Consider the following 12,904-nt stretch of genomic DNA (forward strand, 5'->3'; position numbering starts at 1 on the left):
CGGCTGCGCCGGTTCGGGCGGCTCCGGGTTCACCGGGGTCGCCCGGTAGACGGTTGCGGCACCGCCGGCCCGGGCGATCGCCTGCGCCGCCCCGGCGGCCTCGTCGGCGCGGATCCGGCTGTCCCCCGGCACGGTGGCGCTGGCCCGGGCAGCCGTCGGCGGGGCGAGAACCCGCTGCGCCGGCACGGCACCGCCCGTGCCGGTGCCGGCGGTCACCGGCCGGTCGTCCACGGAGCCTGCCGGGGTGTCGGGTGGGCCGGCCGTGGCGACGGAGTCGACTGCGGACGGTCCGGCCGAGCCGACCGTCTCCGCCGGAACCTTCTGCTCGCCCATGCTCACCCTCCGCGCCGCGTTCGCACCCACCTCCGTGGCGTCGGAGAAAGGTGTGCCTGAGTGCCACCGTGCCACATGACACCCCGCCGGCACAGCAGTAGTGCGTACCGGACGGCGAGCCGGCGCGGCCGCGGCAGGTCAGCCGTTGATGTTCGCCGAGGCGCTGGTGCTCGCCGAGGCCGACGCCGAGGCGCTGGTCTCCGGGGCGAGGCTGGAGGTGCTCGGCTCGGCCTTGCTGGTCTCCGGGCTCGGCTGGCCGGCCGGCGACGAGCTGAACGACGGCGTCGGGGTGGATCCAGACGGGCTGGTCGAGGGGGACGGGGTCGGCGGCGGCGAGGTGCTCGGAGCCGACGGCGACGGGGTGACGCTGGGCGACGGCTTCGGCGACGTCGAGGGGGACGGGGTCGGCTTGGGCGACCCGGAGCCGGTCGGCTTCGGAGCCGGCTTGGTCGGCTTCGGAGACGGAGTGGCCGGCGCGGGCACCGCGCCGACGACCCGGGTCGCCGCGTACAGGCGGGACCAGGGAACCGTGGAGATCTTGACCACGTCGCCGCTGCGGGGCGCGTGCACCATCTTGCCGCCGCCGAGGTACATCCCGACGTGGTGGACGGTCGTCCAGCTGGCCCCCGAGGCGAAGAAGACCAGGTCGCCGGGGAGCAGGGCGCTGCGGTCCACCGTCCGGGAGCGGGTGGCGTAGTACTGGTAGCGGGAGACCCGGGGCAGCCCGTAGTAGCCGGCCGACCGGTACGCGGTCCACATCAGGCCGGAGCAGTCGAACCGGTTCGGCCCCTCGGCCGCCCACAGGTAGGGGTCGCCGAGCTGGGCCAGCGCGTACCGGACGGCGGCCAACGCCTGCGGGTTGGCGATCAGGCCGTTGCTGCTCTGCCCCTCGACGTACGCCTCGCCCAGCTTCTGCTCGGCGGCCTCCTGCTGTCGCTCCAGCTCGATGAGCTGCGCCTGGTTGTCCGCCCGGAGCTTGACCAGCTTGCGTTCGGCGTCCCGCAGCGCCTTCTCCACCGCGGTGAACTGCTCGCCTGCGCGGCGGACCCGGTCCTTCGCGGCGGTGACCGCCTGGGCGGCGACCTGCTCGGCGGTGCGGGCCCGGGACAGTTCGCCGGCCGCGGCGGTGGTCGTCCCCGCGGCCTGCTCGCCCCGGGTGATCCGCTGGAGGCGGTCCAGCCCGTGCAGGTCGGCGGCGATCTCGCCGGGCGGCAGCGCCGCGGCGGCCTTGACCGCCTCGGCCGCGACCTCGTCGGCCTGTTCCAGCGCCCGGGCCAGCGCCCCACGGGCCAGCCCCAGCTCCCGCTCGGCGGCGGTGAGTTGCGTCTGCGCGTCGGTGCGCTGCTGACGTAGTTCGAGTAGCTGGTCACCGAGCTGGCCGAGCTGCACCTCCAGCTCGTTGATCCGGGCGATCAGCGGGCCGGCCGCGGCGCCACCGACCGACGGCGTGTTGCCGCCGGGCAGGCCGATGACCGGGTAGCCGGGAAGGGTGGTGGACGAGCCGGGCAGTTGCAGGCCGCCGGTGACGACCGGGCGGGAGCCGGTGTCCGGGACCGCGTTGGGCAGCGGCGGATCGGCGTAGGCGGGGGTGGCCAGCGCCATTGCCGCGACCGCGCCGAGCAGGGCGGACCAGAGCGCGGGACGCAGCACCGGCGAGACGACCGGGCTCCGCTTCGCGCGCCGCCGTCGCCCGTGCCCGCTGTCGACCATGTGGCTCCCCGTCCGGCTGGTGTCGCCGCGTACGGATGGACGCGGCGGGACGGAACGGTACCGGTGAGTAGTTCCGTCCCCCATCCTGTCTTACCGCACCCCGGCAGCGATGTCGATGCGTGCGCAGGTAACGGGACGCTGGGAGTCCGGTGAATGTCGCCGCTGCCGGTGCCCGTCCTGCGGAACGGTCGCGGGTGCGACGTAGGCTCGACGGGACCGCAGGTGGAAGGAAGTGGCTTCGATGGACGCCGGACTCAAGCGCGAGCTGGAAGCGAAGGTGTACGCCGGGGAGCGGCTGACCCGTGCCGACGGCGTCGCCCTCTACGACAGCGACGACCTGGCCTGGTTGGGGCGGCTGGCGCACCATCGGCGCACCGAACTCAACGGCGACCGGGTGATGTTCAACGTCAACCGGCACCTGAACCTGACCAATGTCTGCTCCGCCTCCTGCGCGTACTGCTCGTTCCAGCGCAAGCCGGGTGAGAAGGATGCGTACACGATGCGCATCGACGAGGCCGTCCGCAAGGCCAAGGAGATGGAGGACGAGCAGCTCACCGAGCTGCACATCGTCAACGGCCTGCACCCGACGCTGCCCTGGCGGTACTACCCGAAGGTTCTGCGGGAGTTGAAGGCCGCGCTGCCGAAGGTCAACCTGAAGGCGTTCACCGCGACCGAGGTGCAGTGGTTCGAGAAGATCTCCGGGCTGAGCGCCGACGAGATCCTCGACGAGCTGATGGACGCCGGCCTGGAGTCGCTGACCGGCGGTGGAGCGGAGATCTTCGACTGGGAGGTCCGCCAGCACATCGTCGACCACGCCTGCCACTGGGAGGACTGGTCGCGTATCCACCGGCTGGCCCACTCGAAGGGGATGAAGACGCCGTCGACGATGCTCTACGGCCACATCGAGGAGCCCCGGCACCGGGTCGACCACGTGCTGCGGCTGCGCGAGCTCCAGGACGAGACCGGCGGGTTCCAGGTCTTCATTCCGCTGCGCTACCAGCACGACTTCGTCGACTCGGCGGATGGCAAGATCCGTAACCGGATCCAGGCCCGGACCACGATGGCCTCGCCGGCGGAGTCGCTGAAGACCTTCGCGGTCTCCCGCCTGCTGTTCGACAACGTGCCGCACGTGAAGTGTTTCTGGGTGATGCACGGTCTCTCGGTGGCGCAGCTCTCGCTGAACTTCGGGGTGGACGACCTGGACGGCTCGGTCGTGGAATACAAGATCACCCACGACGCCGACTCGTACGGGACCCCGAACACCATGCACCGCGACGACCTGCTGCACCTGATCTGGGATGCCGGCTTCCGGCCGGTCGAGCGCAACACCCGCTACGAGGTGGTCCGGGAGTACGATCCGGCCCCGTCGCTGGCCGAGCGGCGGGCCGAGCCGCAGCAGGTCTGGGCCTGAGCCCACCCGTATCCTCACAGCATCATGACCGGACGGGCGCGATGACCGAGCAACGGGCCGGGTTTCCCCGGCGGGACGCCGACGGGCGGGTGCTCACCCTTGGTGACCTGCTCGGGGTCAGTCTCGCCGGTTGGCTGATCGGTGTGCTGGCACTGGTCCTCTTCGACTGGGCGTTCGCCCTGATCGGCGCCGGTGAGTTCGGCCGTACCAACGGTTGGCTGGCGGTCATCCTGCCGGCCTGGCTGTTCTGGGACGACTTCCGGGCCTGGGAGTTCGGGGCGGCCCGGGTGGTGGCGGCGCTGGCTGCCGGCGTGCTCGCGGTGGTCGGGGGGCTGCTGGTGGCCGGGCTGGCCGCCGGTTTCGCGCCGCTGGCCACCGGTGGCCTGGCGGCGGCGGCGTTCACCGTGCTGTACGCGGTGCTCTGGTTTGAGGGCGTGCACTGGCTGGCCCGGCGGACGGGTTGAACCACCGCCCCGGGGGTCCGGTGCGCGGAGAAACGGAGTGGGAACGTGAGCGCGGCGGTCAAGTACACGCTGGGCCGGATCGGCCTGTTCGTCGTGGTCGTGCTGGCCCTGTGGCCGGTCGAGATGAACATCTTCCTGAAGCTGATGCTGGCGCTGGTGTTCTCCGCCGCGGCCTCGTTCTTCCTGCTCCGCGGTTGGCGGGACGAGATGGCCGAGGATCTGGCCGTCGCGGCCGAGCGCCGTCGCGCGGAGAAGGAGCGGCTGCGTGCCGCCCTGGCCGGCGACGACCAGCCGACCGGCGAGGAACCCGGCGACCAGCCCCGCGCCTGACCGATACCCGTTGAAGGAAAGTTACGCACGCCCCGGCGGAGGTGAAGACAACTGCCGGCGGGAGGATCGGGCTGGGATGGGGCATCGTAGCGACGGATGTTGATATGACCATGTGACTCTGGTGGAGTGTGCGGACACGGGATCGCCCCGTTCCCCAGGAGGTTGTCCATGGCCTTCCGCACGTCTCCCATCCGACACCAGCTGGTGCTGGCCATCGCCGTGGGACTCGGCCTCGTCACCGTCGCCACCGGGCCGGTCGCCGCGCGACCCGGGCCGGTCGCCGCGCCGGAATCCGATTCCGGCGCCGCGTACCGGGTGCTCGGCCCGCGCACACTCGCCGACCGCAACGCCGTCGCCCGTACCGGCGCCTCGATCGACTACTCCGAGCACGGCATCCTGCACATCTCGGCCACCCGGGCCGAGGCGGCGGCGATCACCCGGCTCGGCTTCCGGCTGGTACCCGACACCACGGTGGACCCCCACAAGCGCGGCGAGGCGGGCACTCTCGCCTTCCCGCCCGCCGACGCCAACTACCACGACTACGCCGAGCTGACCGCCGTGGTGAACAAGGTGGTCGCCGACCACCCGACGATCGCCCGCAAGATCAGCATCGGCCGGTCGTACGAGGGCCGCGACCTGATGGCGGTGAAGATCTCCGACAACGTCGGCACCGACGAGAACGAGCCGGAGATCCTGTTCAACGCCCAGCAGCACGCCCGCGAGCACCTGACCGTCGAGATGGCGATCTACCTGCTCAACCTCTTCACCGACAGCTACGGCACCGACTCCCGGGTCACCAACGCCGTCAACACCCGCGAGATCTGGATCGTGCCCACGGTCAACCCCGACGGCAGCGAGTACGACATCGCCACCGGGTCGTACCGCTCCTGGCGGAAGAACCGGCAGCCCAACAGCGGCTCGTCGTACGTCGGCACCGACCTCAACCGGAACTGGAGCTACCAGTGGGGCTGCTGCGGCGGCTCGTCCGGTTCCACCTCGTCGTTGACCTACCGGGGCCCGTCGGCCTTCTCCGCGCCGGAGTCGCGGGCGCTGCGGGACTTCGTCAACAGCCGGGTCGTCGGCGGCGTGCAGCAGATCAAGGCCAACATCGACTTCCACACCTACTCGCAGCTGGTGCTCTGGCCGTACGGCTACACCACCGCGAACACCGCCACCGGGATGACCGCCGACCAGTACAACACCTTCGCCGCCGTCGGCCGGCAGATGGCGGCGACCAACGGCTACACCCCGGAACAGTCCAGTGACCTGTACGTCGCCGACGGCACCAGCATCGACTGGATGTGGGGCGTCCACAAGATCTGGGCGTACACCTTCGAGATGTACCCGGGATCGTCCGGCAGCGGCGGCGGCTTCTACCCGCCCGACGAGGTGATCCCCCGGGAGACCGCCCGCAACAAGGACGCGGTGCTGCTCCTCTCCGAGTACGCCGACTGCCCGTACCGGGCGATCGGCAAGCAGGCCCAGTACTGCTGATCCCGGTCCGCCGGTGGGGCCTTCACCCCTCGGGGCCCCACCGGCACCCTCCCGTCGGAACGATCTCCGCTGGTCATGCGCTACCGTGGCAGCGATCAGCCCGCAGCGAAACCGGTGCGAAACCGGCGCTGTCCCGCAACTGTGATGCCCCGCCCCAGAGGCGGGGACGAGCCAGGTCGCCTGCGGGCCGGTCGCGACCCGCGCTCTCGAGGAAGGGCGCCTCGCGGACGGGCACGCGCAGCGGTCCCGGTCGGCGAAGCACCACCTCGACCGACAGGAGGACCATGTCCCGCCGTACCCCTCGGCTCTTCGCCGCCGCCCTCGCGCTGGCCGCGCTGACCCTCGGCGCCTGCGCCGAGAAGGCCCCGAGCGACACCCCCGCCACCGGCGACAGCTCGACGGGCGCCGCCTTCCCGGCCACCGTCGGCCGGTTGACGCTGGAGAAGCGGCCCGAGAAGATCGTCTCGCTCTCGCCGACCGCGACCGAGATGCTCTTCGCCATCGGCGCCGGCCCGCAGGTCACCGCCGTCGACGACCAATCCAACTTCCCGGCGGAGGCACCGAGGAGCGAGCTGTCCGGCTTCCAGCCGAACGCAGAGGCGATCGCGGCCAAGGGCCCCGACCTGGTGGTCCTCGCCAACGACACCAACAAGATCGTCGCCCAGCTCACCGCGCTGAAGATCCCGGTGCTGCTCACCCCGGCGGCGGCCACCCTGGACGACAGCTACCGGCAGATCACCGACCTGGGCACGCTGACCGGGCACCCGACCGAGGCGGCCGACGTCACCCGGCGGATGAAGGACGAGATCGCCAAGCTCACCAAGGACCTGCCGCAGCGGTCGACGAAGCTCACCTACTACCACGAGCTGGGCCCGGAGCTGTACACCGCGACCAGCAAGACCTTCATCGGCTCGATCTACGCCCTCGCCGGGCTGGAGAACATCGCCGACGCCGCGGACGCCGACGGCAAGGCGGGCGGCTACCCGCAGCTCTCCCAGGAAGTGATCGTCAAGGCGAACCCCGACCTCATCTTCCTGGCCGACGCCAAGTGCTGCCAGCAGAGCCCCGACACGGTCAGGGCGCGCAGCGGCTGGGCCGGACTCAAGGCGGTCAGGAACAACCAGGTGGTGACCCTCGACGACGACATCGCGTCGCGCTGGGGTCCGCGCGTGGTCGACCAGCTCCGCACGATCGTCGACGCGGTCGCCAAGGTGCCCGCATGACCGTCCGTCGTCGGTGACGGCACGGCCCACGGCGGCCCGACCGGTCCGCCCGCCCGCCGCGACCACCTGCGGCGGTACGGCACGCCCGGCTGGGCTGCGCAAACGGTGGCTCGCCGCCGCCGTGCTGTCCGTGCTGGTCGCGCTGGTCGCCGGCGTCTCCCTCGGCCCGGTCAGCATGCCGCCCGGCCGGGTCGCGGCCGAACTGCTCAACCTGCTGCCCGGAGTGCACCTCGACAGCGGGCTGACCGCCGGCGAGATCGCCATCGTCACCCAACTCCGGCTGCCCCGGGTGGTGCTCGGCCTGCTCGTCGGTGGGCTGCTCGCCCTGGCCGGCGGGGCGTACCAGGGGGTGTTCCGCAACCCATTGGCCGACCCGTACCTGCTCGGCGTGGCGGCCGGGGCGGGGCTGGCGGTCACCGCCGTCATCGCGCTCGGCGGTACGACCGACCCGCTGGCCGGGCTGCCGGTGACCGTGCCGCTGGCCGCGTTCCTCGGCGCGCTCGGGGCGGTGACGCTGACGTACCTGCTCGGCGCGGCCGGCGGGAAGGGCCGCTCCCCGGCGACCCTGATCCTGGCCGGGGTGGCCGTCTCGGCGTTCTTCTCCGCCGGGCAGACCTACCTGCTGCAACGGCACTCCGACAGCATCCAGCAGGTCTACTCCTGGCTGCTGGGCCGGCTCGCCACGGCCGGCTGGCACGACGTCCTGCTCGTGCTGCCGTACTTCCTGTTGACCGCCGTCGTGGTGCTGCTGCACCGTCGGGAGCTGGACGTGCTCTCCGTCGGCGACGACGAGGCCACCAGCCTCGGGCTGCATCCGCAGCGCTCCCGCTACCTGCTGATCGCCGCCGCCTCGCTGGGCACCGCCGCCGCGGTCTCCGCCTCCGGGCTGATCGGCTTCGTCGGGATCATCGTGCCGCACACCGTACGACTGCTCGCCGGGTCCAGCTACCGGGTGATCCTGCCGCTGTCGATGATCTTCGGCGGGGCGTTCCTGGCACTCACCGACGTGGTGGCCCGGACCGCCGCCGCGCCCGCCGAGATCCCGATCGGTGTGGTCACCGCCCTGCTCGGCGGCCCGTTCTTCGTCCTGGTGCTGCGCACCGCCCGGCGGGTGCTGTCGTGACCCCGGCCGGCACCGGCAGCGCCCCGGCGGTCGAGGTGCGCGACCTGCACGTCACCCTGGGCGGAGCGCCGATCCTCACCGGTGTCGACCTGACCGTCGCCACCGGAGAGTGGGTCACCGTGATCGGCCCGAACGGCGCCGGCAAGTCGACCCTGTTGCGGGCCGTCGGTGGCCTGCTCCCCGCCGGGCACGCCGTCTCCCTGTCCGGTACGCCGTTGCGGGCGATGCGTCCCCGCGCGCGGGCCCGGGTGGTGGCCACCGTCGCCCAGTCACCGGTGGTGCCGGCCGGCATGTCGGTCCTCGACTACGTGCTGCTCGGTCGCACCCCGTACATCCCGCCGTTGGGCCGCGAGTCCGCCGCCGACCTGGCCGTCGTGTACGAGGTGCTGGACCGGCTGGACCTGGCCGCCTTCCACGGCCGGGAACTGGCCACCCTTTCCGGCGGGGAGCGGCAGCGGGTCTTCCTGGCCCGGGCGCTGGCGCAGGGCGCCAGCCTGCTGCTGCTCGACGAACCGACCAGCGCGCTGGACATCGGCCACCAGCAGGAGGTGCTGGAGCTGGTCGACCAGCTGCGCCGGGAGCACGAGCTGACCGTGCTCGCCACCATGCACGACCTCTCCATCGCCGGGGAGTACGCCGACCGTCTGGTGCTGCTCGCCGACGGCCGGGTGGTCGCCGCCGGCCCGCCCACCGAGGTGCTGACCGAGGAACTGCTCGCCACCCACTATCGGGCGCGCGTCCGGGTCGTTCCCGGCGAGCACGGCCCCCTCGTCGTCCCCGTCCGAGCCGGCTGACGACGCTGGGGCCGGTGTGGACTCAGGTGGCGGGGGCGAGGATGGAGAAGAGAGCGCCGCTCGGATCGCGGAGGGTCGCCAGCCGGCCCTGGGGGAAGTCTCCGGGCGGTACGAGGATGGTGCCGCCCAGCTGCGCCGCGCGGGTCGCGGCGGCGTCGGCGTCGGCCACCGCGAAGAACACCGACCAGTACGCGGACAACTGTGCCGGCAGCCCTTCCCGCAGGGGCGTCACACCGGCCACGATCCGCGCCCCGCACCGCCAGGCCGGGTAGCTGACCGGCCCCGTCGGCCCGTTCACCAGATGCCAGCCGAAGACCAGTTCGTAGAAGCGGTGGGCGCCGTCCGGGTCCGGGGTGACCAGCTCGCTCCAGGTGAGTGACCCGGGAACGTTGAACACCTCCGCGCCGCGCATCGCCCTCGGCTGCCAGACACTGAACGTGGCGCCGCCAGGATCGGCGAACACGCCCATCCGCCCCTGGTCGAACACGTCGAAGGGGGCGACCACCACCTGCCCGCCGGCCGCCTGGACCCGGCTGGCCGCCAGGTCGGCGTCGTCGGTGGCCACGTACGTCGACCAGACCGGTATCTCGCCGGTCGCGGCCGATGGACCGGCTCCCGCCACCGCCCGGCCGTCCAACAGGAAGGTGATGTAGCCGTCCGCCTGGGGCTGCCGGGACACCCGCTCGGTCCAGCCGAACAGCTGCCGGTAGAAGCGTTTCGCGTCCGCCAGGTCGGGGGTGGCCAGGTCGGCCCAGCAGGGCGTGCCAGGCTCGACGCCGCTCACGGTGACCCCTCTTTCGCCGGTGAGGCGGCCGGACTGCCCGCCCTGCCCGCATCGTGGCACCACCGGATCGGCTGTCGGGCGGAAACCGGACAACTGGTCAGGTGGAGTGGTGCGGGTCAGCCCGTCTGTCGCCCAGCTGCCGGCGGCAGCGGGTGGACCAGCGCCGGCCCGCCGGGGAGCGGGGCCACGGTACGTGCCCTGACCGGGCCCGGCGTGCGCGCCGACGAACCGCCGAGCGCCGTGATCAGGAAGGCGAAGGTGGCGTCCGCGATCGGGTCGGGGGCGCCTGGCGCGGCGTAGTGCGTGACATTGCTGCCTAGCGTCACCTGGCGGGTGCCGTCGGGGCTGTGCAGCGAGATCGTGCTGTGGCCGAAGACCAGGCCGTCGTGGCCCCAGTACGGCCCGCCGGGCAGGGCCAGCCAGTACAGGCCGAGGCCGTACCCACCCGCCTCCGGCTGCTCGGGGACCAGCGGCACGGTGCTGCGCATCCGGGCCAGTTCGGCCCGGCGCAGCAGCCGGCCGCCGAGCAGCGCCCGGAAGAAGCGGTTCAGGTCGGCCGACGTGGAGATCAGCGCCCCGGCCGTCCACGCCCACGACATGTTCGTCACGCTGAAGTCCCGCAGGTTGCCGTCGTACCAGGGCAGGTAGGCGGCGCTGTGCGGACCGGTGATCCGGGTGCGGTGGCCGGGGAAGTACGTGTCGGTCAGCCGCAGCGGGCGGATCACCCGGCGGTCGATCTCCTCGGTGGCGGGCCGCCCGGTCAGCCGCTCGATGAGCAGCCCGGCCAGGATGTAGTTGGTGTTCGAGTAGTCGAACCGTTCGCCCGGCGCGCCGGTCCGTGGTGCGGCCAACCCGAGCCGGACGAGCTGATCCGGGGTGAACGTGGTGTACCGGTGACGCTCCACGTCCTCGCCGGAGGTGAACAGGACGGTGTCGTAGTCACCGATGCCGCTGGTGTGGTTGAGCAGCATCTCGACGGTCACCCCGTCGACGGCGTACTGCGGCAGGTGACGGCCGATCGGGGCGTCCAACGCCAACCGGCCCTCGCCGACGAGTTGCAGCAGCGTGGTGGCCACGAACGTCTTGGTGATGCTGCCGACCCGGTGCTGGAGGAAATGCCGCATCGGCCGCCCGGTGTCCACACCGGCCAGACCGCTCGCGCCCCGCCAGCGGCAGCCGCCGTCGCGCGCCTCCGCGAACACGCCCACCATCCCGGCGTCGGTGACGGCGGACAGCCCGGCGGCCAGCGCCTCCTCGGGCAGGCGTCCCGCCGCCTCCGCCCGGTGCGGCGTGCCGGCCAGTGGTGCCGCGACCGCCAGTGCGCTGCCGGCCCCGGCCATCAGTAAACCCCGTCGTGACAGGTGCATGTTCACTCCCTCGTGGATGGTCACCGTCCATGATCACTGATTCGGGCAAGCCGGGCCACGGCCAGCCCAACCACGGAAACCGCCCGTGCATGGTGAGCGCTACGGCCGTCGTTCAGGCGTGGGATTCACCAGGCCGGCGTCGTACGCGGCGATCACCAACTGCACCCGGTCACGGGCCGCGAGTTTGCTCAGTAGGTGCGAGATGTGGGACTTGACGGTCTTGACGGCGATGCTGAGGTGCCCGGCGATCTCGTCGTTGGACAGCCCCTGCCCGATGAGGCCGAGCACCTCGTCCTCCCGGGCGGTCAGTTGGCTGAGCCGGGACCGTGCCGGAGCGGCAGCGACGGGATGCCGCCGGTGGACGTAGTGCTCGACCAGGCGCGCCAGGATCGACGGGGCGAAGAGCGATTCACCGCTGTGCGTACGCCTGATGGCGTCGAGCAGATCGTCGGGGCGGCTGTCTTTCAGCAGGAAACCACTGGCCCCGGCACGCAACGCGTGGAACACGTACTCGTCGAGATCGAACATGCTCAGGACCAGCACCCGGGTGTGCGCGAGCTCCGGGAGCCGACAGATGCTCCGGGTCGCCTCGATGCCGTCGAGCCGCGGCATCCTGACATCCATGACCACCACGTCGGGCGTGGTAACCCTGGCGGTGGCGACAGCTTCCACACCGTCGCCGGCCTCCCCCATCACGGCGAAACCAGGCTCGGCATCGATGATCATAGCGAGGCTCTGCCGGAGCAGGGGTTCGTCGTCGACGAGAAGGACCCGCACGGGTCGATCGCACTCGGTCACGCCGCCCCCTCGGGGATGATGGCCTCGAGGCGGAACCCCGTAGGGCGTCCCGGCTCCTTCGCCCGTGGCTCCGCCGTCAACGTCCCACCCAGGCTGCTCACCCGTTCCCGCAACCCGATGAGGCCGTGGCCGGCGCCGGGCCGGACGGCCCAGCTCCGGTTCGGCCCGGCGTCGTCGATGGTCACGCTGACCGCCGACGGTGTTCGCGTCAGACGGACGTCGACGGTGGTCGAGCCGGCGTAACGCGCGCTGTTGGCCAGCCCTTCGCGGACGACCCGGCAGATCGCCACCTGGACGCCCGGAGACACCGCGCCGAGCTCCTCCTGGGTCAACTCCACGTGCAGGCCGGCCCGCCCGGCACCCTCGACGATCTCCGGCAGGGACGCCAGGGTCTCCGTGGGGTGGCGGGCGGGCCGGTCGTCGGCCTCCCGTAGTGCCTCCAGCATCCGGCGTAGCTCAACCGTCGCCTTCCGGCTGATGGCCTCCACATCCTCGATGGCGGCCAGCAGCGCCTGATCGTCCGGCTTGCGGGCGTGCAGGTGCGCGGCGGCGGCGGTCCGCACGGTGATCATGCCCAGGCCGTGGGAGACGATGTCGTGCAGGTCGCGGGCGAGGCGCAGGCGCTCGGCGAGCACCGCCTCCGCGATGTCGCGGCGCGCCATCGCCGCCTCGTGCTCGGCCCGCTCGACCAGCAGTCGGACAATCGCCCAGACGGAGACCGCCGCGAAGCCGAGCAGCAGGACGGTGACGAACGGCCAGGTGAGTCCGAGCGCGGGGACGGCCGTTATCACGATGAGCAGCGCACCGGCCGGCAGCAGCAACCATGATCGACGGGAGCGACGCCGGCTCTCGGTCATGCGGTGCAGCCTACCTTTCTCCGAATCTTCCCAGAGGCGTCTATGTTCCCGAGATCATGTTGACGCGAGGTTACGGGCAGCACATCGGACCACGGTCTGACGGGCTCAGGGCCGACAACGGACTCCGGATACCGCCCACGGCCCGATGTTCCCTCGGGCTCCGCGTGGTTGTTTGGAGTACGGCGGGCGGGCACCACCTTCCGCACGAGTCTCTAG

The 12,904-nt window shown here is 72.0% G+C and carries 11 protein-coding genes and 2 pseudogenes; 7 read left to right on the forward strand and 6 right to left on the reverse strand.

What is annotated here, in order from left to right:
- Both E1166_RS02905 and E1166_RS02910 read right to left on the reverse strand, forming a co-directional pair.
- Positions 1 to 333: pseudogene (locus tag E1166_RS02905) on the reverse strand (hypothetical protein); the annotation flags it as partial.
- A 138-nt stretch (positions 334 to 471) separates the two neighbouring features.
- Positions 472 to 2,043: a C40 family peptidase gene (locus E1166_RS02910; protein ID WP_132335537.1), complete on the reverse strand. Its 1,572-nt coding sequence runs from the start codon at positions 2,041 to 2,043 to the stop codon at positions 472 to 474.
- A 241-nt stretch (positions 2,044 to 2,284) separates the two neighbouring features.
- On the opposite strand from E1166_RS02910, the gene mqnE reads away from it, so the two are divergent.
- The 7 genes and pseudogenes from mqnE to E1166_RS02945 all read left to right on the forward strand — a co-directional run bounded on the left by mqnE (position 2,285) and on the right by E1166_RS02945 (position 8,882).
- On the forward strand, positions 2,285 to 3,454 hold the full coding sequence (mqnE, locus tag E1166_RS02915) for an aminofutalosine synthase MqnE (RefSeq protein ID WP_132261018.1): 1,170 nt from the start codon (positions 2,285 to 2,287) through the stop codon (positions 3,452 to 3,454).
- Between the two features lie 41 nt (positions 3,455 to 3,495).
- Positions 3,496 to 3,918: a hypothetical protein gene (locus E1166_RS02920; protein WP_132261017.1), complete on the forward strand. Its 423-nt coding sequence runs from the start codon at positions 3,496 to 3,498 to the stop codon at positions 3,916 to 3,918.
- A 45-nt stretch (positions 3,919 to 3,963) separates the two neighbouring features.
- Positions 3,964 to 4,248, forward strand: coding sequence for a DUF4229 domain-containing protein (locus E1166_RS02925; RefSeq protein WP_132335539.1), 285 nt, complete (start codon positions 3,964 to 3,966; stop codon positions 4,246 to 4,248).
- Positions 4,249 to 4,416: 168 nt separating this feature from the next.
- Positions 4,417 to 5,739 (forward strand): annotated as a pseudogene (locus E1166_RS02930) (M14 family metallopeptidase); the annotation flags it as partial.
- Between the two features lie 287 nt (positions 5,740 to 6,026).
- Positions 6,027 to 6,965 (forward strand): ABC transporter substrate-binding protein, encoded by a 939-nt coding sequence (locus tag E1166_RS02935; RefSeq protein ID WP_132335541.1) that lies wholly within the window; start codon positions 6,027 to 6,029, stop codon positions 6,963 to 6,965.
- Between the two features lie 94 nt (positions 6,966 to 7,059).
- On the forward strand, positions 7,060 to 8,088 hold the full coding sequence (locus tag E1166_RS02940; protein ID WP_243710125.1) for an iron ABC transporter permease: 1,029 nt from the start codon (positions 7,060 to 7,062) through the stop codon (positions 8,086 to 8,088).
- A complete protein-coding gene (locus tag E1166_RS02945) occupies positions 8,085 to 8,882 on the forward strand; it encodes an ABC transporter ATP-binding protein (RefSeq protein WP_132335545.1) in 798 nt (265 codons plus the stop codon). The genes E1166_RS02940 and E1166_RS02945 overlap by 4 nt, the downstream gene beginning before the upstream one ends.
- 22 nt (positions 8,883 to 8,904) lie before the next feature.
- Here the strand turns inward: E1166_RS02945 and E1166_RS02950 are convergent, their stop codons facing one another.
- The 4 genes from E1166_RS02950 to E1166_RS02965 all read right to left on the reverse strand — a co-directional run bounded on the left by E1166_RS02950 (position 8,905) and on the right by E1166_RS02965 (position 12,688).
- Positions 8,905 to 9,666: a VOC family protein gene (locus E1166_RS02950; protein ID WP_132335547.1), complete on the reverse strand. Its 762-nt coding sequence runs from the start codon at positions 9,664 to 9,666 to the stop codon at positions 8,905 to 8,907.
- Between the two features lie 116 nt (positions 9,667 to 9,782).
- Positions 9,783 to 11,033, reverse strand: a complete 1,251-nt coding sequence (locus tag E1166_RS02955; RefSeq protein ID WP_243710121.1) for a serine hydrolase domain-containing protein — start codon at positions 11,031 to 11,033, stop codon at positions 9,783 to 9,785.
- 99 nt (positions 11,034 to 11,132) lie between these two features.
- Positions 11,133 to 11,810 (reverse strand): response regulator transcription factor, encoded by a 678-nt coding sequence (locus E1166_RS02960; RefSeq protein WP_279433203.1) that lies wholly within the window; start codon positions 11,808 to 11,810, stop codon positions 11,133 to 11,135.
- 17 nt (positions 11,811 to 11,827) lie between these two features.
- Complete coding sequence (locus tag E1166_RS02965; RefSeq protein ID WP_132335551.1) at positions 11,828 to 12,688, reverse strand: histidine kinase; 861 nt, start codon at positions 12,686 to 12,688, stop codon at positions 11,828 to 11,830.
- Positions 12,689 to 12,904: the final 216 nt, after the last annotated feature.

The organism is Micromonospora sp. KC213, assembly GCF_004348325.1.
In the GTDB taxonomy this organism is placed as follows: domain Bacteria; phylum Actinomycetota; class Actinomycetes; order Mycobacteriales; family Micromonosporaceae; genus Micromonospora.